We start from the raw sequence: 21,350 nt of genomic DNA, 5'->3' as shown, positions 1-21,350 counted from the left end.
TATCTAAAAAATCCCGAAGACTCATAGCTTCGGGATTTTTGTTTATTAAAATTATTTTAATAGCAAAAAAAAAGAGGACATCTTCTGATGTCCTCTTTTTTTTAATATGTAAGATTAACTCTTATTACTAATAATTTATCTTAAGCAGAATTTCTACTAGCATTAATATTTCCGAAGAGAGAACGCGTTACCATTTTTTGATAAATTTCTATCTCTTTTCCTTTAGTAATACCGCTTTTTTCTAACTCTTGTATCTTCTTTAAAGCATATTGCTGAATCGTTAACAATGGTAAAACAATAGACTCTCTAACCGCAACAGAAGCTTTTCCTGCAGGCTCTTCTTCCATCAATTCTTTGTAACCTGTTAGCTTTAAAAGCAAACGTTTTGAAGTTTGATATTCATTATAAATAACATTCCAAAACTCACCATACTCAGCGTCTTCACTCATATACTTTGTTAAATCGAAAAATGATTTAGATAAGGACATCATACTATTTTCAATAAGTGTTTTAAAGAAATCTGATGTTTGAAACAACAATTGAGCTTTATCAAATTGATTGGTATCTTCATAATGTTTAAGCGCAGTACCAACTCCAAAAAAGCCAGGAACATTTTGCTTTAATTGACTCCAAGATCCCACAAACGGGATGGCTCTTAAATCTTCAAAAACTAAGCCTTCTGCTTTTCCTCTTTTTGAAGGACGACTTCCAATATTAGTATTAGCATAATACTTTAATGTGCTCATATGCTCTAAATAAGGAATAAATTTAGGATGTGCTTTAAAATTTTTATAAGCTTCATAACTTAATTTAGACAAGTCATCCATGACTTCTCTATTATCTACATTCATTCTTAAATCTTTATCACTTAAACTATTAGAAATCCCAGAACTAATTAACTGCTCTAAGTTATATTGTGATGAATCTAAAGTTCCGAAATTTGAAGATATGGTTTGACCTTGAATAGTTAATTGCACTTCTTTATCTTCAATTGTTGGCCCTAGAGAAGCATAAAAATTATGTGTTTTTCCACCACCTCGTGCTGGAGGACCACCACGACCATCAAAGAAAATAACAGTAACTCCATATTTACGAGACACTGTTGTTAAGTTTTCTTTTGCTCTATAAATAGCCCAATTTGCCATTAAATAGCCACCATCTTTTGTACCATCACTAAATCCAAGCATAATAGTTTGCTTGTTTCCTCTTGATTTTAAATGCGCAGCATATTCTGGATTGGTATATAAATCTTCCATCACTTGAGGTGCATTTTCTAAATCGGTAATGGTTTCAAATAAAGGTCCAATATCAACTGTTAATTTATCCTGAAATGCAACTAATTTTAACATAGCAAACAATTGCATAACATGTAAAGTCGTTTGGTTGTTACTAATGATATAACGGTTTGCAGCAACTTCACCATTTGTCGTTTGAATCGTTTTTATGGCTTTCATGGTTTTTAAAGCCTTCAAAGTTTCTTCATCTTTAACTAAAGATAAATCTACTTCACCTTCAACTTTTGATAAAACTTGTATTTGCTCTTTTTCTGATAGCTCGTGGTAATTCTTGGGAAAAATCTCACTTCCACTTTTAATCGACACATTTACCATATCGTTAAAATATTGAGCATGCTTTCTACTATCTTGACGAATATCAAGGTTAGCAAAATGAAAGCCAAACAAATGAATTTTATTTAATAGACTATTAACCTCATCAACATACAGCGATTGGTGTTTACCAATTATAATTTGTTTTATTTCTTTTAATTCTGAAGTTAAAAAATCTAATGTTAACGATGACTTTACATGCGTGATGATTTTATAAAGCTCTGTTTCTAAAACAACAATTCTTTCCTCGACACCTTCGAATGTTAATTTCCGCCTTAATCTTCTCGCGTCTCTATAATAGTTTTTTATTATAGTTTCTCGTAATCTTTTAGCAACTTTTAGAGTAATTTCTGGAGTAACAAAAGGGTTCCCATCTCTATCACCTCCTGGCCAAAAACCGATATTAATAATATCGTTATCAATTTGTTTTCCGTCGAAAATATTTTGCTGAATGTAATCGTAAATTGACCCAAAGGACTTATAAAACACGTTTTCCAAATACCAAATTAAGCTTACCGCCTCATCATAAGGCGTTGGTTTTTTATGTTTAAAAAATGGCGTTTTTCCTAATTGAGCCAATAAATCATTAATACCCAATAAATCATTTTCTTTAACTGCTTTTGTCAAATCTGTAATAATACCTAAAACAGATCCTGGATAAAATTGAGTTGGATGCGCAGTTAGCACAATACGAACTTTAAATTCTTCAAGATACTTTTGAAGTGTTTCTAGTTTATTCTCTGCAGATACCGCTTCTTTTAAACTACGCAACGTACCAATCCCATCCATATTATTAACGACAGGAAAAGCTGCATCTTCAACAGCATCAAACAATACCACTTGGCGTTCTATATATTGTATAAAACGAAACAATAAATCAATTTGACTTTTATCTGATCGTCTCGCTTGATATTTTTTAAAAAACGAATTAACTATCGTTGTCGGATTATCTCCATCTGCGAAACCTTTACTACAAGTCTCATGAAACAAAGGTAAAAGCGCTCCTGTTTTAGTGATGGTATCAAAAGGCAAAGTCATAAAAATACTGTTATAAATTTGATATTTAGAAAGTACGTTTTGATTAAACCTAGTAAGCTTTGGTTGTGTAGACATGTAATTATATGATTGTTGATTGACCTAAATGAATATTTGTGAAATTCATGTTAGTATCACCTGGATTATTAATAAAATCTTCAATAAAATCACCCACTTTACTTGTGGATACATTATCATATTTTGAATTAATATCTGGAGTTGAGATGTGTAACTTCAATGATTTTTCTACTGCTAATTTTACAAGTTGTGCTTCACTAAACAATTCAAAATGCTCTAACAACATCGCTGCAGATAAAATAGAAGCGACAGGATTTGCTATGTTTTTATTTGTTGCCTGCGGAAATGAGCCATGAACAGGTTCAAACATCGCATATTTTTTTCCTACGGAAGCTGAAGCTAACAAACCTATTGAACCACCAATAACACTAGCTTCATCACTAATGATATCTCCAAACATATTTTCGGTTAAAATAACATCAAATTGTTTTGGGTTCAGTATCATTTGCATTGCTGCATTATCAACAAATAAGAAATCTAATTCTACATCACCGTACTGTTTAGCAATCTCAGTCACCACTCTTCTCCAAAGTCTTGAAGTTTCTAAAACATTAGCCTTATCTACTAATGTAACTTTATTATTTCTGCTTTGAGCAGCTTCAAATGCTAAATGTGCAACACGTTCTATCTCTTCTCGTGAATATTCGCATAAGTCTGATGCAACGTTACCATCTTCGCTTAATTCCTTTTTTCCGAAGTAAATACCACCTGTTAATTCTCTATAAATACTAATATCCACTCCTTTTATGATATGCCTTTTTAAGGGTGACTTATCCAAAAGCGATTCATAGGCTTTTACTGGTCTTATATTAGCAAATAGTTCAAGTTCTTTTCGTAATTTAAGTAATCCTTGCTCTGGACGTACTTTTGCAGATGGGTCATTATCATATTTTGGATGACCAATTGCTCCAAATAAAATAGCATCACTAGATTTACATAGTTTTAATGTAGCATCTGGTAACGGGTTGTTGTGGTTATCAATGGCGACAGCACCAACATCTGCTGTTTTGAATTTAAACGTGTGATCAAATTCTGAAGCAATAGCTTTTAAAACTTTTATAGCTTGGTTTGTAACTTCTGGACCAATACCGTCACCTGGCAATACTGCAATTTGTAATTTCATTTCTATTATTAGTATATTTTTTGAGCTTCAAAGATCTCAATTAATTTTATATTATTTACAAGATAATCGATATCATCATAACCATTAATCATACATGTTTTTTTATACGCATCAATATCGAAATGTGCCGATAAATCTAAATCTTTAGCTGAAATTGTTTGATCCTCAAGATTAACCTCAATCATCGTTTCTGGGTGATTCTCAATTTGGGTTAATAAGGTTTTTAGAAATTCTTCTGAAACCTGAACAGGTAACAACCCATTATTTAAAGCATTACCTTTAAATATATCTGCAAAAAAGCTAGACACAACGACTTTAAAACCAAAATCTGTAATAGCCCAAGCAGCATGTTCTCTGCTGGATCCGCATCCAAAATTATCTCCAGCAACTAATATGCTTCCTGTATATTTTGAATTATTAAGGACAAAATCTGAATTTACTGATCCATCTTTATGATATCTCCAGTCTCTAAATACGTTATCACCAAAACCTTTACGGTCTGTGGCTTTTAAAAAACGTGCTGGTATGATTTGATCTGTATCTACATTCTCAATATTTAACGGAATGGCTCTAGATTGCAATGTTGTGAACTTTTCCATTAATTTAATTGTTTAGTAATATCAATTATTTTCCCTTCAATTGCTGTTGCTGCTGCAACTAACGGACTTGCCAAAATAGTTCTTGAACCTTGACCTTGACGACCTTCAAAATTCCTGTTTGATGTTGATACACAATATTCACCTTGCGGAATTTTATCATCATTCATAGCCAAACAAGCACTACATCCTGGTTGACGCAATTCAAAACCAGCATCTTCAAAAACAGTTTTCAAACCTTCTTCTATAATTTGAGCCTCTACTTGTTTACTTCCAGGAACCAGCCAAGCTGTAACATTATCGGCTTTTTGCTTGCCTTTTATATAATTTGCTGCCACTCTAAAGTCTTCAATTCTAGAATTTGTACAACTCCCTATAAACACAAAATTAATAGGTTTATTGATAAGAGATTCTCCTTTTTTGAAGTTCATATATTTCAGTGATTTCTCAAAAGAGGCATCACTAACTTCTGGAATAAATTCTGAAATTTTAATTCCCATTCCTGGATTTGTTCCGTAGGTAATCATCGGTTCAATATCTTCAGCATCAAAATGATATTCTTTATCAAATTGAGCATTTTTGTCTGTTGGTAGGGTTTTCCAGTAGGCTACTTTTTTCTTAAAATCTTCTCCTTTTGGAGCAAACTCTCGTCCTTCGACAAAATCAAAAGTTGTTTGATCTGGTGCAATCATTCCACCTCTTGCTCCCATTTCAATACTCATATTACAAACGGTCATACGACCTTCCATACTCATCTCTTCAAATACATTACCTGCATATTCACAGAAATAACCTGTCCCAGAATTGGTACCAAGTTTTGAAATAATATAAAGAATGACATCTTTTGGTAAGACGCCATTCTTTAACTTGCCATTAACCGTAACTCTTAAACTCTTTGGTTTGGTAAGCAACAAGCATTGACTAGCAAAAACCTGTGCTACCTGACTTGTTCCTATACCAAATGCAATGGCTCCGAACGCTCCATGTGTTGAGGTGTGACTATCTCCACAAACCATAGTCATACCTGGTTGTGTGACACCCAACTCTGGAGCCATTACATGGACTATTCCATTATATTTATGACCTAATGCATATAATGTAATATTATTTTTTTTACAATTTTCTGAAAGTTGCTCCAACTGTTTTCTTGATAATTCATCCTTTATTGGCTGATCTTGATCTAGAGTTGGCGTATTGTGATCTGCAGTCGCTACAATTTGATCTGGTCTAAATACAGAAATTCCGCGATCTTCTAACTCATTAAAAGCTTGAGGACTTGTAACTTCATGAATCAAATGTTGATCTATGTATAATATTTGTGGGCCATTTTCAATGGTATTAACCACATGTGAATCCCAAACTTTATCAAATAATGTTTTTCCCATATATCTTCCGCAAAAGCGGTAATCTTCATTAAAAATCAACTACCATTTAGTTTAGGTAGTCCATTTATATAATTGTTAAATGCCTATTATGAGCTTATGCTGAAATTATCTGTCTGTAAACATTACTAGTTTCTATAATTTGATGAATATCGCCATCATTGATTTCTTTCTTTCTATCTGCAAAACTCAAAAAGTTTGCATAGACATCATCCAACTGAAGTTTCGTTAATTCATAACCCACATTTTTTGCTCTGTAAGCCAAAGCTGCTCTTCCACTTCTTGCTGTTAATACGATTGCAGATTCTGTTACACCTACATCTTTAGGATTAATGATTTCGTAAGTTTCACGGTTTTTTATAACACCATCTTGATGAATACCTGAGCTATGAGCAAAAGCATTTGCGCCAACTATGGCTTTATTTGGCTGTGTATAAATACCCATACTATCACTTACCAATTGACTCATTCCATAGAGCATAGATGTATTGATTTTAGTATCTAGATTAAGATATGGATGTTGCTTCAACACCATAACGACTTCTTCTAAAGCTGTATTTCCTGCACGTTCACCTATTCCGTTGATGGTACATTCTATTTGTCTTGCTCCATTAATAACACCTTCAATAGAATTTGCTGTTGCTAATCCTAAATCATTATGACAGTGGCAAGATAAAATGGCTTTATCAATGCCTTTTACATTTTCTTTTAAGTACTTGATTTTCGCTCCATATTCGCTAGGCAGACAATAACCTGTAGTATCAGGTATATTTAAAACTGTTGCTCCTGCTCTAATTGCAGCTTCACAGACTCTTGCTAAATATTCATTTTCTGTTCTACCAGCATCTTCAGCATAAAACTCAACATCTTCAACAAATGACTTCGCATATTTTACCGCAGCAAAAGCACGTTCGATTATAGTTTCTCTATTAGATTTAAATTTGTGAATGATATGAGAGTCAGACGTTCCTATTCCTGTATGTATTCTTGGTTTAGTTGCATATTGTAATGCTTCGGCAGCAACTTTTATATCATTTTCAACAGCTCTTGTTAAACCGCAAACTGTTGCATTTTTCACAATTTTTGAAATGGCTTGAACCGATTTAAAGTCACCTGGACTTGATACAGGAAAACCAGCTTCTATAACATCTACACCTAAGATATCTAGTTGTTTTGCAATGATAACTTTTTGTTCTGTATTCAATTTACATCCTGGGACTTGTTCACCATCACGTAGGGTTGTATCGAAGATTTGTATATTATTATCTGACATTTATCAAAATATATTTTCGTATTGTCTTACGAATGTATATTTTCAATTTGTAAATTCACACACCTATTAGTTGCGTTTTACGATGTTCAAAACACAAAACACCTATTTAAGTACTGATAAACAAGTGTTTAACTTAAAAACTTATTGATGACGAAGGGTCAAAAAGATAATTTATTCTTGTTAGTTAAATCATTAACTAAATCTGAAAAACGACAATTTAAGCTGTACGTTGGACGTCTTGATGTTAATTCTGATTCTAAATTTTTAAATCTTTTCAATTTATTGGACAAGGCTAACGTATATGATGAAACTGTAATTTTAAAAAGTGGTATCGTTAAGAAACAACAGTTAGCTAATGTCAAAGCACACTTATATAAACAGATTTTAATTAGCTTAAAATTAAATCCTTCTCACCAAAACATACGTTCTCAAATTAGAGAGCAACTTGATTTTGCTTCCATCTTATATCATAAAGGTTTATACAAACAGAGTTTAAAAATTTTAGACAAGGCTAAAGATGTCGCTGTTCAAAATGAAGAAAAGAACCTAGCTTTTGAAATTGTAGAACTCGAAAAAATAATTGAGTCACAATACATCACAAGAAGTATTAGTACACGAGCAGATGAACTCACAATACAAGCAAAAGAATTAAGCAGCCTAAATGTTATAGCTAGCAAATTATCCAACTTGTCTTTGCAATTGTATAGCATTATTTTAAAGACTGGTTATGTAAAAAGTGAAGATGAAAGCCAACAAGTAACAGCTTATTTTAATGCAAGACTACCTAAATATAAGATTCAAAATCTAGGTTTTAGAGAAAAACTCTGGCTTTACAATGCCTACTTGTGGTATAGTTTTTTACTTCAGGATTTTAAAAATTGCTATAAATATGCTTCAAAATGGGTTGATTTGTTTCAAGAGTACCCAAATATGATTCAGTTAAATCCTGTTTTCTTTTTAAAAGGAAATAATTATTTATTAGAGTCTGTTTTCTTCATAAGAAACAAACCGAAATTCGTAGATATTCTTTCAAATCTAAAAATGAAAGTTGAAGAAAAATCTTTCCCGAAGGACGAAAACATCCAATCACTCACTTTCTTGTATTTAAATTTTCATGATATCAACAAACACTTTATTGACGGGAGTTTTAAGGAAGGTTTAGAGTTAATTCCGAAGATTGAAAAAAGCTTAACACTATTTCAAAATAAAATTGACGATCATCATAAAATGGTGTTTTACTACAAGTTTGCTAGTTTACATTTTGGAGCTGGAAACAATAAAGAATGTATAAAATATTTAGACAAGATTATTTCTAACAAGTCATTGTCTATGCGTGAAGATTTGTTGTGTTTTTCTAGAGTGTTAAATCTTGTTGCTCATTATGAAGCAGGACTAGATTACCATTTAGACACCTTACTTAGAAGCACTTATAAGTTTTTAATTAAAATGAACGATCTTCATGAAGTTCAAAAAGAGATGATCAAATTCATTAGAGGATTACAAGACATTTATCCTCACGATCTCAAAAATGCTTTTAAAGATTTACATGCAACGCTTAAGCAATTTGAAGATCATCCTTTTGAAAGACGTGCATTTTTGTATTTAGATATTATTTCTTGGTTGGAAAGTAAAATCAACAGCACTCCTGTTGATCAAATCATTCAAACTAAATATTTAGAAAACTACAGCTAATAAATGAATGTTGCCATACTAATGCTAAGCGCAGGAAGTTCAACTAGAATGGGATCAACAAAACAGTTATTACCAATTGGCAATAAAACGCTTTTAGGTTTAAGTATTGAAAACGCTTTACAAACAAATGCAAAAAAAGTATTTTGTGTACTAGGCTCAAATGCCGAAAACATAAAAAATTCTATTTCACAATATGATATTGAAATCATAATTAATCCTAATTTCAAAGAAGGATTAAGCTCTAGCATTGTTGAAGGATTAAATCACATCGATAACACAAATTTTGATGCAGTTTTAATAATGCTTAGCGACCAACCTAAAATAGACTCAAATTACATCAACTTATTAATTCTTTCTTCGGAAAAACACCCAACTCAAATTATAGCATCTCAATACGAAAAGACAATTGGTGTACCAGTAATTTTTCCGAAGAAATATTTTAAACAACTTCAACAATTAGAAGGAGATAAAGGGGCAAAAGACTTTTTAAACATTCACAAAGCCCAAGTCATTTCTATTAAGAGTGATAAATTAATTGATATTGATACTCAAGAAGATTACCTCAATTTTTTGAAATCACTATAAAAAGTTAATACACAACATATTTAAGACAAATATTCTTTAACTTTAGCTAAATATATTTTGGCTATGGCAAGTTATAATTTAAAGATTAACGGAAAAGCAGTTTCTGTAACTGTAGATGAAGACACACCTTTACTTTGGGTGCTTCGAGATGAACTCAATTTAGTAGGCACCAAATTTGGATGTGGAATTGCACAATGTGGCGCATGTACTGTACATTTAGATGGCACTGCTGTTAGGAGTTGCTCAATACCTATAGCAAGTTTGGAAGGCGCAAATATTACAACCATTGAAGGCCTTGCCAATGATAAATTAAATCCTGTACAAGAAGCCTGGAAAGAACTTGACGTTCCGCAATGTGGTTATTGTCAAGCTGGTCAAATCATGACAGCTACATCTTTTTTGAGTCAAAACCCGAACCCTAATAATACAGAAATAAGAAATGCCATGAATGGTAATCTCTGTAGATGCGCAAGCTATAACCGAATAGAAAAAGCAGTCGCATTGGCTGCAAAAAAGATGTCTTAAGCTAAGAAATCATGAAACGAGCATGTTCAAAATTTGATTAACCATAGGAATGATTAATAGCGAACATCATGTGACCATTGAAAAACAATAAATATAAACCCATGGAAGATCAAAACAAAATCACTTTTAGCAGACGTAATTTTCTTCGTACTTCTGCTCTTGCCTCTGGCGGACTCTTAATTGGGTTCAATTTTTTGACATCTTGTGGAGAAACTGCTGTGCCTCCAGTTGACATTTCAAAATTAAATTTCAAAGATTTTAATGCATTTATAAAGATTGCTGAAAATGGCTACGTCACCATTTTTTCTCCAAATCCTGAAATTGGCCAAGGCGTAAAAACATCGATGCCAATGATTATTGCTGAAGAACTTGACGTACCATGGGAACATGTTTCTGTTGAACAAGGTGCTTTAGACACAACTAATTTCACCAGGCAAGTGGCTGGCGGAAGTCAGTCAATTCGTTTTGGTTGGGACGCACTTCGTCAAACTGGAGCCACTGCAAAACAAATGTTGATTAATGCAGCAGCGATTAAATGGAACGTTGATGCAGCTTCTTGCTCAGCTTCCGAAGGTATTATAAAAAATGCTAATGGAGACACACTTGGATATGGCGATGTTGTTAATGAAGCAGCTCATCTCGAAGTGCCAGAAGATATCACTTTAAAAGAAACAAAAGACTATAAAATTATTGGTAAAGATGCTATTAACGTTGATGTTGATAAAATCATAACTGGCAAACCATTATTTGGTTTAGATTATAAAGTTGATGGAATGTTGTACGCTTCTGTACTAAGACCTCCTGCTTTTGGACAAATTTTAGAATCCTATGATGCTTCCGAAGCCAAAGCCTTACCAGGTGTTATTGATGTGATAACTATTGGAGAAAAAGCAAGAAACTATTTAAATCAAGAGAGTTTTGACCCATCTTCACATTGGAGTGTGCGTTTAAGCAAAACAGATAAAGTCGTAGTGATTGGAAAAACCACTTGGGATGTTATAAAAGGCAAAAGAGCCTTAAAAGCAACTTGGAAAGATGATTCATCAACTGAGAGTACAAAAACGCATGATGACGAACTCGTAAAAATTTTAGATGGCAAAAATCTTGACATTAGGCGTGAAGATGGTAATATCAAAAAAGCATTTGCAGAAGCTGATAGAGTTATTGAACGCACTTACGAATCACCTTTTTTACCTCATAACTGCATGGAGCCTATGAACTTTTTCGCTGATGTTACAGATGAAAAAGTGCACTTAGTTGGCCCTGTGCAAACTCCAGAAGCAGCAGCGAAAGTTGTAGCTTCATTATTAAATCGCAATCTTGAAGATGTACATATAGATATGACACGTATGGGTGGAGGTTTTGGAAGACGTCTCTATGGTGATTTTGTATATGAAGTAGCAGAAATTGCTAACACAATTAAAAAACCTGTTAAGTTAATTTCTACCCGAGAAGATGATATGTCGTTAGGTGTTTATCGACCAGCTATTAAATATAGAATTTCTGCTTCAATAAAAGACAATAAAGTGACAGGTTACCATTTAAAAGAAGCAGCTATTAACTCCAATATGTATGGATTGATTCCGCATTTCTTTCCTGCTGGAGCTATTAAAAATTATAAAGTCGAATCTGGGAATTACCAAAGTAATATTACCACAGGAGCTTGGCGAGCACCTTACACCAACTTTTTAGCCTTTGCAGAGCAAAGCTTTTTTGATGAGTTGGCAGAAGCCTGTGAGAAAGATCCAGTACAATTACGATTAGACTTGCTTAAAAATGTTACCGATGGCGAAGATTCTAATATTGAATATTCCGCAAAGCGAATGACAGATGCTATAAAATTGGCTGTTGAGAAAAGCAATTGGGAAAATACCAAGGAAGGCGTTCATCAAGGATTCTCTGCTTATTATAGTCATAATACTCACGTTGCCGAAGTTGTTGATATTACATTAAAAAACGGATTACCAATGGTTGAAAAAGTGACTGTTGCAGTAGATTGCGGAATCGTAGTCAACCCAACAGGTGCAAAAAATCAAATTGAAGGTGGTGTAATTGATGGTATTGGTCATGCGATGTATAGTGATTTTTCTTTTGAAAATGGAAAACCTCAAGACGTCAACTTCAACACCTATCGCTTAATTAGAATGAATGAAACTCCAATCGTTAACACCTTTTTTGTTGACAGCGATTTATCTCCAACAGGATTAGGAGAACCAGGATTACCACCAGCTGGAGGCGCTTTGGCAAATGCAATTAAAGCAGCAACAGGTCAAATATTGACTAAGCAACCATTTGTAAAATTTTTAATAAAACATGATGCTGGTTTGAAGGTTTAATCCCGAAGGTTATCAGGACCGAAGCATTAAAATTTGACTCTAAAACACTCAGCTAACATCCTGTACAATTCTGGATGCTTGCGTTTCATGAGTTTTGGGTTTTCAAAAAAGTACTCAGAGGCTACTGCGAGAAATTCTGCTTGTTTGGTTCCTCCATAAGCTCTAATATCTGATTTATCATCATTAATAGCTTCCATTTCATCATGCACCAATTTTAACCATGGAATGGTATATGCATTTTGCATTAAAATCTCTGGAACACCATCAACCATATCGTCCATTTTATCAATCAAATGAACAAATTCATGAATGGCTGTATTGCGTTTATCATTAGAATTTTTAAATCCATGATACAACGCTTTTCTAGATAAAATCATTTTCCTCTCTAATCGACCTGTACCCACAACACCTGCAATTTGTTTAGATTCACTCTTGTCTGAAAATTCAAAATCTTCATTAAAATTATCTGGATATACTATAATTCCGGTTACTGTTGGATAATGCCATTCTTTAAATGCAAATACAGGTATCACAGCACTTGACGCGATTAATATTTTATCTAATTCTTCAATTTCGAAACCAACACTATCAATATATACTTCGCTCAAAAATTGCATCATTCTATCTTGAAAACGCTTTTGCTCATTAGGCTCTAAATTTTTATAAAACCGAACTTCTTTAAGTAAAATATTGTGCCAATGCGCTGGAAATTGTTTCGTTTTTTTTGAATACATTTTATAAAACACATAAACAACGAAGATGAGAAGAATAATAAAAATTATGATGTATAACATAAATAGGCTTTTGAAACTTAAGAGTTCTAAACTAATGATTTTGAAACTTTTTATAGGTCAATTTCACAAAAAAACAATCTCAATAGTGGTCTATAAAATTTCACTTGGTATTATAGTCCAACAAATTTCATTGAAAAAACTATACACTATCCTAATTAACATCAATCGCAATTGCTTTCAATAAATCAAATTTCCGAAGAAAAGATTATAGATCGTTTGCTATTTGTAAATACTAATGAATTTTCAAATAAAAATTTTAATTAAATAATTATTTCATTGCGTTAAAATTCTATGGTATGAGCGTTAATATTAATTGCAATCGTGACAATTATAATACCTTTACATCGTTATATTTGACGCTTGAAAAACCCTGAAAACATAGAGACTAATTCTCCAAAAAAACGCAAATATCGCTGGTTACGTAGAACCTTGCGAGTGTTATTAGGCATTTTTCTTTTTTTATTTCTAATTATACTCTTTATAAGAAGTCCTTGGGGACAAAATATTATCATTAATAAAGCAGCAAACTACGTCTCTAATAAAACCAATACAAAAGTTAACATAGACAAATTATTCATCACTTTTGATGGCGATTTACAACTCGACGGATTGTACTTAGAAGACAAAACTGGTGACACTTTAGTCTACTCAAAATCGTTAGAAGCCAATATCCCTCTTTGGAAAATGATTAACGGAGAAGCCATTGGAGTTGATGCTTTAGATTGGAATGGTTTACGCGCTAATATCATTAGAAGAGATACTGTTTCAGGTTATAATTTTCAGTTTTTGATAGATGCTTTTGTTTCTGCTAACACGACGACAGTCGCTGTAGATACAACTTCTACTCCACTTAATTTGATTATAGGAAAACTGAATTTCAATACTATTGATATTGTTTTTGATGATGCAGTTGCAGGAATCGATAGTAGATTCCAAATTGGCGAACTAAAAGCTAATATGGAAACTACAGACATTGAAAACATGATTTTTAATGCTTCGGAAATTGAACTCATCAACTCTAAAATAAAATTCATTCAAAAACCAGTAGCAATTGATACCACAACATCAAATGTACCTTTACCTAAATTTTCTTCGGAAAGCGTAACACTCCAAAATGTCGCTGCATATTATGAATCTCAACCTGATCAAATCATTGCAGATATAGATATCACTGATTTTTACACAGAAATTCCACAAATCGATCTAGCGGATAATGATATTAACTTGAATGTTATTCGGTTAAAAAACTCTAAAATTTCAATCCAAACTGACACTAAAAATAATGGGATTGTCAAAACAATTGAAAACACTAAAAACGAAGCCAAGACAGATATTCAAACTTTTGAATGGCCTCAACTAAAAGTCAATATTGAAAGTATCGATATAGAAAACAATCAAATTGATTATCGTGTTGGCAATGCAAAACCAAAAAAAGGAGTATTTAACCCAAACGCTCTTGCATTTCAAAACCTCACATTAAAGGCTCAGAACATCATATTAAAAGACAAGCAAGCGAATTTGGAATTAAATGAATTTAAATTCAATGAAATTTCTGGACTCAACCTCAAAGAACTTGCTGTAAATTTTGAAGCGACAGATCAACAACTGCGTTTAGACAACTTAGAGTTTAGATTAAATAATAATGCTCTTTCGGGTTACACACATTTAGACTACACTTCACTTTCACGGTTAATAAGTAATCCAAAAACGACAAGAGTAGATGTAAATTTACCATCTTTTAGTCTCTCTTTATCTGAGATTTCTAAATTTCTACCAGACTTAAAAAACAACGTATACCTCAACACAATAAGTAAAAGACAACTTACAGGAAACCTCAATGCATCTGGAAATTTAGCTTTAGTAAAACTTACTGATGCAAAAATAAATTGGGGAAACACAACGCAAATTTCAGCCAATGGAACACTTAAAAACGTGACCAATCCTGAAACGCTTGGGTTTGATATTCCACGGTTTTCTGCTATTACAAAACGTTTAGATATTGTACAATTTATAAATGAAGAGGATTTAGGAATTAGCTTGCCTAATGATGTTAAACTTGTGGGACAACTCAATGGCAATCCACAAGATATTTCCGCAAAAGCAAAATTAACAACCACACAAGGGATCGCAACTCTAGATGGTAATTTCAAAAACAGTAGCACTATTGCTTACGATGCTTCAATTACCATAGAAGATTATAAAGTGAATGAATTACTCAGCAATCTGCAATTTGGAGCCTTAAGTTTAAAATTAAAATCACAAGGAAGCGGATCAACAGTTAACACGCTCGATGCGACATTAGATGCGACGGTTACAAAGTTTCAGCTTAACAATTACGCAATAAAAAACCTTAACCTCAACGGAAACATAAAAAATGGAACAGGAAAAATCTTCTCAAAATATAAAGATGATAACCTCAATATTAATCTCGATGCGTTTGTAGTTCTAGACTCAATAGCACCAGAAGCAACTGTAGAAATCGATGTAATTGGAGCAAATTTGCAAGCACTTGGATTGATGCAACGTAATGTCAAAACTGGAATGAAAATATTTGCAGATTTTAAAGGCAATGCCGAAAAATACGATGCTTCTGCAATTATTGATGATGGTGTTGTAGTTTATGACAATAGAACTTACTTATTAGGTGGTTTTAATGCTTTAGCACATGTAGAAAAAGACACGACATCAATATCTATAAAAAACAAAACAGTCAACCTCAATTTAAAATCAAACTCAGATCCTCAAACCTTTAGCAAGGCTTTAGAAAGACATATTTTAAGTTATTTTTATCGAGATGAAACTATTTCAGATTCTATTACAAATCCGGTAAAATTTAAATTGGAAGGTAAAATTTCGCAATCCCCTTTGCTTAATGATGTGTTTTTAGTGAATGTTAAGGATTTAGATACGATTGATATTGCTGTATATTTCAATGAAAACAAACGCTTACTTAAAGCTAAAATTACTGCGCCTCATATTAATTATAGTGGCAACGAATTAGACAGTTTAGCCTTTTCAATGAATACAGATAAGGAGAATTTCAATTTTAATCTCGGTTTTAAAAACATTACTGCTGGTCCTCTAGAGGTTCCAAAAACAATCATTACCGGGAATCAAACCAATAACGAATTATCGCTTAACTTCTTAGGTTACCACGATACTGAAAAACTCATGAATATTAATACCAAAATTACTGGTAATCGTGAGCGTTTAGAATTTACAGTAAATCCAGACAGCTTAATTCTAAACAAAGAAAAATGGTCAATACCTGCAACAAATGCTATTATTCTAACTGATAGAAATCTAGCTTTTAATAATTTTAAAATCTCTAAAGACAACCAATCTATTGAAATCACTAATCAATTAGAAAGCATCAGAAAACCTCATGTTGCTTTAGATTTTAACAATTTTAGAATTAGTGAATTCTTCAATTATTTGAATCCTGATGCAAAATTAGCAACTGGCGAACTTAATGGTGACTTTGTTTTAGAAGAACCATTTGGACAAACAGGACTCATCGCAGATTTAAGTATCAAAAAGCTAAAAATTCTAGATACAGATTTAGGAACTTTGAGCCTTAATGGAAATTCACTCTCAGATAATGCCTATGCTTTTAATGCAGGACTAAAAGGAGGCGATATTGATCTAGACCTCGTTGGTGACTATACTGCAACTGAGACTGCTGCCATTCTTGATCTTAATCTCAATATTAATGAGTTTAAAATGAAAGCGTTCAACACCTTGACACTAGGCGAAATTAAAGATGCTAATGGTAGTTTTAACGGAAAGTTTAAGGTGACTGGAACAACTGCAAAACCTATTTATAATGGATTTATAAACTTCGATGACGCTAGTATTAATGTAAGTAAACTCAACACAAAGTTTACTATGCAAAATGAAACACTTAATGTGAATAACGACGGACTTTCAATGTCTAATTTCACCATTTTGGATGAAAACAATAATGCATTGATTCTCTCTGGTGATATTGGTACCAAAAGTTTTATCAACCCAACTTTTAACCTAGATTTAAAAGCTAATAATTTTCAAATACTCAATGCTACGCATGAAGATAACGAGTATTTCTACGGAAAAGCAACTTTTAACGCCAATGCGAAATTAACAGGAGATTTACAAATCCCTAAATTAAATGCTGAATTAACCTTAGGGTCAGATACAGATGTTACTTACGTGATGCCATCCTCTTACGCTAATATTGAAGAGAGAGATGGTGTGGTCGCTTTTGTAAATCGAGAAAATCCTGACGCTATTCTCACTCAAACCGAAGAGCAAACCGCAACCATCAAAGGTTTAGATATTTCAACACTTATAAAAATTGGTAAGGATGCTGCTGTAACCGTCATTATTGATCAAGAAACTGGAGATAATTTTAGAGCATCTGGAGAAGGTGAACTTATTTTTACTATGGTTCCAAACGGGAGAATATCACTTACAGGAGCTTATGAAATTTCAGATGGACATTACGAACTTAATTTATATAATTTAGTCAATAGAAAATTCTTAATTGCTCCTGGAAGTCGCGTCACTTGGTCTGGAGACCCCTTTGATGCCAAACTTGATGTTCGCGCTATCTATAATCTAGAAACATCTGCTTCTACCTTAATGGCTGCACAAATTTCTGGTGCAGATCCCTCGGTACAAAACAAATACAAACAAGTTTTGCCTTTTATTGTATATCTTAATATTGATGGCGAATTATTACAACCTAAAATATCTTTTAATCTAGATATGCCTGAGGAAGAGCAAGGTGCTATTAGTGGACAAGTTTATAGTCGTGTGCAACAAGTCAACGCTCAAGAAGCCGAACTCAACAAACAAGTTTTTTCATTGCTCGTGCTTAATCGTTTTTATCCAGATTCAGGAAGTGATGGTAGTTCGGGAGGATTTGCGACCATAGCAAGAGACAATATAAATGATGCTGTTTCAGGACAACTTAATGCATTTTCAGATAAATTATTAGGTGACTCTGGGATTGAATTAGATTTCGGACTCAATAGCTACACAGATTATCAAGGCGAAAGTGCAACAGATAGAACTCAATTAGATGTCGCTGCACAAAAAAAATTATTTGATGATCGTTTAATTGTACGTGTTGGTAGCGAAGTCGATATTCAAGGCACTAGTTCAACTGGAGAGTCAACACCTTTGATTGGTAATGTAAGTTTAGAATATATTATTTCAGAAGATGGTAGATACAGATTGAAAGGCTTTAGAAAAAGTGAGTTTGAGAATGTTATTGACGGACAAACAATCGTGAGCGGGATTGCATTAATTTTCACTCAAGAGTTCAATGAATTTAACGAACTTTGGGATGCTATATTTAAATCTCAAAGCGAAAAGAAAGCAAAATTAGAAGCTGACAAAAAAGCTGCTGAAGCCAAAATTAAAGCCAAAGAAGAAGAAACAAATGCAAGTATAGAACAGAAAAAGAATTAAACCTTGAACAAAACAATACAACATATCATCTATCTTTTTTTCTTCGGAATACTCTTGCATTCTTGTAGTATTAGAAAATATATTCCTGATGGCGAACGACTTTACACTGGTGCAAAAATCGAAATCAAGGCTGATAGTTCTGTTAAAAATGTTGATGATTTAAAACTAGAACTTGAAACTATTTTAAGACCAACTCCTAACTCTAAATTTCTAGGAATGCGTCCAGGCTTATATTATTACTACAAAACTCAAAAAGAAAATCCTGGTTTTATCAACCGTTGGCTTTACAAACAAATTGGAGAAAAACCGGTATATCAATCTAATATTAAAACTTTTGAAATTGAGGATATTTTACGCAATAGACTAGAAAATAATGGATTTTTCTACAGTACAGCAACATCTTCTTTTGAAGAAAAAGAACTAGAAGCTTATGCTACTTATTCTTTAAAAGTACCTGCAGCTTATAAAATGAAAAATTTCCAATTAGATTCTATGTCGTCTCCACTTTACGAAGACGTTAAAATAGCCAAAGCAAATTCTCCTTTGTCAAAAAATATGCGATTTGACTTATCCAATCTTAAACTAGAACGTCTTCGAATAGATTCAGAATTAAAAAAGAAAGGGTATTACAACATGAATTCAGACTTTTTTATTTTTGAAGCAGACACCAATCAGTACAATAACAAACGTTTTGATTTGTTCCTGAAGCTAAAAGCACAAGTTCCGAAGAAATCAACAGTTCCATATCAAATTCAACGTGTCAATATTTATCCAGATTATAATTTAAAAGACTCATTAACCACAACGACAGAGCGTTTTAATGAGAAAAATTATTTACAAGATTCGCTATTTTTTAAACCAAAGCATTTAGACAAATTTATCACAATTAAAGAAGGTGATTATTACAGTCCGCAAATTTCTAAAAACACATCTAGACGATTATCAACCATTGGTGCATACAAATATGTGAATATCCAATATAGAGAAGTAGATTCCTTATTAACTGATAGCTTAGGTGTACTTGAAGCCAATATTTTCTTATCACCTTTAACAAAAAGAGCTTTTAGAGCAGAGTTACAAGCAGTCACAAAATCAAATAATTTTACAGGTCCAAACCTTGCATTAACCTTCAGTAACAGAAACCTTTTTAGAGGTGGCGAAACATTAAATCTTACCGCAAACATTGGTTATGAAACACAATTTGCTAGTGGCTCAAATGCTGGCTTAAGTAGTTTAGAATATGGTTTAAAGGGGGAAGTTATTTTCCCAAGAGTGATTTCGCCATTTAATATCAATGATGACTTTTTTGAGTATTCCATTCCGAAGACAAAAACCAGTTTAGGAATTAGTTATTTAAAACGAAGCCAATTATATGCGCTATTAACAGGAAGCGCATTATTTGGTTATACTTGGAATGCAAACCGCTATATAACCTATGAGGTTAATCCCATCTCAGTCAATTATACGAGTTTGAAGGAAACGAGTGAAGAATTTGAAGCGATTTTAGAAGACAACCCATTTTTAGAGAGCAGTTTTGATCAGCAATTTATTTCAGGATTGACATTTTCATTTACTTACAATGAGATGGTTGACACAAATGATCCAAATCAATTTTTCCTAAACGCTACTTTGGATGTCGCTGGAAACTCCATAAGTCTGCTTGGAAAAGAAGAAATCGCAGGAGATCCAAAAACATTTCTAGGATTAGAATATGCGCAATATGCAAAAGCTGATATTGATGCTCGTTTTCATTTAAACTTCGGAAAAGATAGACAACATACGATTGCTACTAGATTATTTGCAGGCTATGGATTAGCCTATGGAAACTCAGATGTCATCCCATATGTAAAGCAGTATTTTTCTGGTGGACCCTATAGTGTTCGTGCTTTTAAATCACGTTCATTAGGACCAGGAACTTACAATGCAGACAATGACACTGAGAGCGACGGAACATACTTTGAACAAACCGGAAACATAAGATTAGAAGCAAATGTAGAATATCGTTTTCCAATTTATTCCTTTTTTAAAGGCGCACTTTTTGTAGATGCTGGGAATGTATGGAACTCTGAAGCTAATTCTACTTTTGATGGTGAAGACAAATTCACTTCCAACTTCATCAATGAGCTAGGAATGGGAACTGGTTTTGGTTTGCGTGTCGATTTACAAGGTTTTGTAATCCGTTTTGATTTGGCAGCACCTTTTCATGACCCATCCTTACCAGAAGGAGAACGTTTTGATTTTCAACTTGACCAACCTGTGCTTAATTTTGCCATTGGGTATTCTTTTTAAGTTGTTTAATTTTACGCTTTCTTAGTTTAATTGAATACACCCTATTAGCTTTGAATTTAATATCTTGTATTAAAATAAAAACCCAACTCAAATAATTATATATGACAGATAAAGAACAATTTATGAAAGAAGCTGTAAACGCAGCTTTAAAAGGAATGAATAACAATGAAGGAGGACCATTTGGTTGCGTCGTTGTTAAAGACGGAAAAATTGTAGGACGCGGAAACAACAAAGTAACCTCTACTAATGACCCAACTGCTCATGCAGAAGTTACAGCAATTAGAGATGCTTGTAAAAACTTAGACTCCTTTCAATTAGATGGTTGCGAAATTTATACGTCTTGCGAACCTTGCCCTATGTGTTTAGGCGCTATATATTGGGCTCGACCTGATAAAGTGTATTACGGAAGTAATCAAGTGGATGCAGCAAACATTGGTTTTGATGACGAATTTATTTACAAAGAAATCCCTTTACCTTATTCAGAACGAAGCATACCGTTTGAGCAATTAGCTCGCGAAATCGCATTAGAACCTTTTCAAGAATGGACTAAAAAAATGGATAAGACTGAATATTAATAT

The 21,350-nt window shown here is 33.0% G+C and carries 13 protein-coding genes; 7 read left to right on the top strand and 6 right to left on the bottom strand.

The genetic code is table 11. The annotated features are described in order from the left end of the window. Positions 1–140: 140 nt before the first annotated feature. The 5 genes from IM744_RS03420 to IM744_RS03400 all read right to left on the bottom strand — a co-directional run bounded on the left by IM744_RS03420 (position 141) and on the right by IM744_RS03400 (position 7,094). Complete coding sequence (locus tag IM744_RS03420; protein WP_194506679.1) at positions 141–2,720, bottom strand: phosphoenolpyruvate carboxylase; 2,580 nt, start codon at positions 2,718–2,720, stop codon at positions 141–143. Between the two features lie 4 nt (positions 2,721–2,724). Then, complete coding sequence (gene leuB / locus IM744_RS03415) at positions 2,725–3,843, bottom strand: 3-isopropylmalate dehydrogenase (protein WP_194506678.1); 1,119 nt, start codon at positions 3,841–3,843, stop codon at positions 2,725–2,727. Positions 3,844–3,851: 8 nt separating this feature from the next. After that, positions 3,852–4,442: a 3-isopropylmalate dehydratase small subunit gene (gene leuD / locus IM744_RS03410; RefSeq protein WP_194506677.1), complete on the bottom strand. Its 591-nt coding sequence runs from the start codon at positions 4,440–4,442 to the stop codon at positions 3,852–3,854. Then, entirely contained in the window at positions 4,442–5,824 is a 1,383-nt protein-coding gene (gene leuC / locus IM744_RS03405; RefSeq protein ID WP_194506676.1) for a 3-isopropylmalate dehydratase large subunit, read from the bottom strand. The genes leuD and leuC overlap by 1 nt, the downstream gene beginning before the upstream one ends. 94 nt (positions 5,825–5,918) lie before the next feature. Continuing rightward, the gene (locus tag IM744_RS03400; RefSeq protein ID WP_194506675.1) at positions 5,919–7,094 is read right to left on the bottom strand and encodes a 2-isopropylmalate synthase; all 1,176 of its coding nucleotides are present in this window, start codon (positions 7,092–7,094) and stop codon (positions 5,919–5,921) included. Between the two features lie 147 nt (positions 7,095–7,241). On the opposite strand from IM744_RS03400, the gene IM744_RS03395 reads away from it, so the two are divergent. From IM744_RS03395 to IM744_RS03380, 4 genes are all read left to right on the top strand, one after another. Further along, a complete protein-coding gene (locus tag IM744_RS03395) occupies positions 7,242–8,786 on the top strand; it encodes a hypothetical protein (protein WP_194506674.1) in 1,545 nt (514 codons plus the stop codon). A gap of 3 nt (positions 8,787–8,789) precedes the next feature. Continuing rightward, on the top strand, positions 8,790–9,371 hold the full coding sequence (locus IM744_RS03390) for a nucleotidyltransferase family protein (RefSeq protein WP_194506673.1): 582 nt from the start codon (positions 8,790–8,792) through the stop codon (positions 9,369–9,371). Between the two features lie 63 nt (positions 9,372–9,434). Then, positions 9,435–9,896 carry a (2Fe-2S)-binding protein gene (locus IM744_RS03385; RefSeq protein WP_194506672.1) on the top strand — a complete coding sequence of 154 codons (462 nt, stop codon included), beginning with the start codon at positions 9,435–9,437 and terminating at the stop codon, positions 9,894–9,896. A gap of 101 nt (positions 9,897–9,997) precedes the next feature. After that, positions 9,998–12,232: a xanthine dehydrogenase family protein molybdopterin-binding subunit gene (locus IM744_RS03380; protein ID WP_194506671.1), complete on the top strand. Its 2,235-nt coding sequence runs from the start codon at positions 9,998–10,000 to the stop codon at positions 12,230–12,232. A gap of 26 nt (positions 12,233–12,258) precedes the next feature. Here the strand turns inward: IM744_RS03380 and IM744_RS03375 are convergent, their stop codons facing one another. Beyond that, positions 12,259–13,026 carry a M90 family metallopeptidase gene (locus IM744_RS03375; RefSeq protein WP_194506670.1) on the bottom strand — a complete coding sequence of 256 codons (768 nt, stop codon included), beginning with the start codon at positions 13,024–13,026 and terminating at the stop codon, positions 12,259–12,261. A gap of 360 nt (positions 13,027–13,386) precedes the next feature. On the opposite strand from IM744_RS03375, the gene IM744_RS03370 reads away from it, so the two are divergent. The 3 genes from IM744_RS03370 (at position 13,387) to IM744_RS03360 (ending at position 21,347) form a co-directional block, all read left to right on the top strand. Beyond that, positions 13,387–18,483 carry a translocation/assembly module TamB domain-containing protein gene (locus IM744_RS03370; protein ID WP_206694458.1) on the top strand — a complete coding sequence of 1,699 codons (5,097 nt, stop codon included), beginning with the start codon at positions 13,387–13,389 and terminating at the stop codon, positions 18,481–18,483. Between the two features lie 3 nt (positions 18,484–18,486). Continuing rightward, entirely contained in the window at positions 18,487–20,772 is a 2,286-nt protein-coding gene (gene tamL, locus IM744_RS03365) for a translocation and assembly module lipoprotein TamL (protein WP_194506669.1), read from the top strand. Between the two features lie 101 nt (positions 20,773–20,873). Then, a complete protein-coding gene (locus IM744_RS03360; RefSeq protein ID WP_194506668.1) occupies positions 20,874–21,347 on the top strand; it encodes a nucleoside deaminase in 474 nt (157 codons plus the stop codon). Positions 21,348–21,350 lie beyond the last annotated feature (3 nt).

Source organism: Psychroserpens luteus, from assembly GCF_015319355.1.
In the GTDB taxonomy this organism is placed as follows: domain Bacteria; phylum Bacteroidota; class Bacteroidia; order Flavobacteriales; family Flavobacteriaceae; genus Psychroserpens; species Psychroserpens luteus.
This window is presented reverse-complemented; position numbering and strand designations above follow the sequence as displayed.

Bases quoted from the DNA above. Each gene is read 5' to 3' on its own strand.
- leuC (WP_194506676.1), bottom strand. From the start codon at position 5,824: ATGGGAAAAACATTATTTGATAAAGTTTGGGATTCACATGTGGTTAAT.
- leuD (WP_194506677.1), bottom strand. From the start codon at position 4,442: ATGGAAAAGTTCACAACATTGCAATCTAGAGCCATTCCGTTAAATATT.
- IM744_RS03395 (WP_194506674.1), top strand. From the start codon at position 7,242: ATGACGAAGGGTCAAAAAGATAATTTATTCTTGTTAGTTAAATCATTA.
- IM744_RS03420 (WP_194506679.1), bottom strand. From the start codon at position 2,720: ATGTCTACACAACCAAAGCTTACTAGGTTTAATCAAAACGTACTTTCT.
- IM744_RS03360 (WP_194506668.1), top strand. From the start codon at position 20,874: ATGACAGATAAAGAACAATTTATGAAAGAAGCTGTAAACGCAGCTTTA.
- leuB (WP_194506678.1), bottom strand. From the start codon at position 3,843: ATGAAATTACAAATTGCAGTATTGCCAGGTGACGGTATTGGTCCAGAA.
- IM744_RS03380 (WP_194506671.1), top strand. From the start codon at position 9,998: ATGGAAGATCAAAACAAAATCACTTTTAGCAGACGTAATTTTCTTCGT.
- IM744_RS03375 (WP_194506670.1), bottom strand. From the start codon at position 13,026: ATGTTATACATCATAATTTTTATTATTCTTCTCATCTTCGTTGTTTAT.
- IM744_RS03390 (WP_194506673.1), top strand. From the start codon at position 8,790: ATGAATGTTGCCATACTAATGCTAAGCGCAGGAAGTTCAACTAGAATG.
- IM744_RS03385 (WP_194506672.1), top strand. From the start codon at position 9,435: ATGGCAAGTTATAATTTAAAGATTAACGGAAAAGCAGTTTCTGTAACT.
- IM744_RS03400 (WP_194506675.1), bottom strand. From the start codon at position 7,094: ATGTCAGATAATAATATACAAATCTTCGATACAACCCTACGTGATGGT.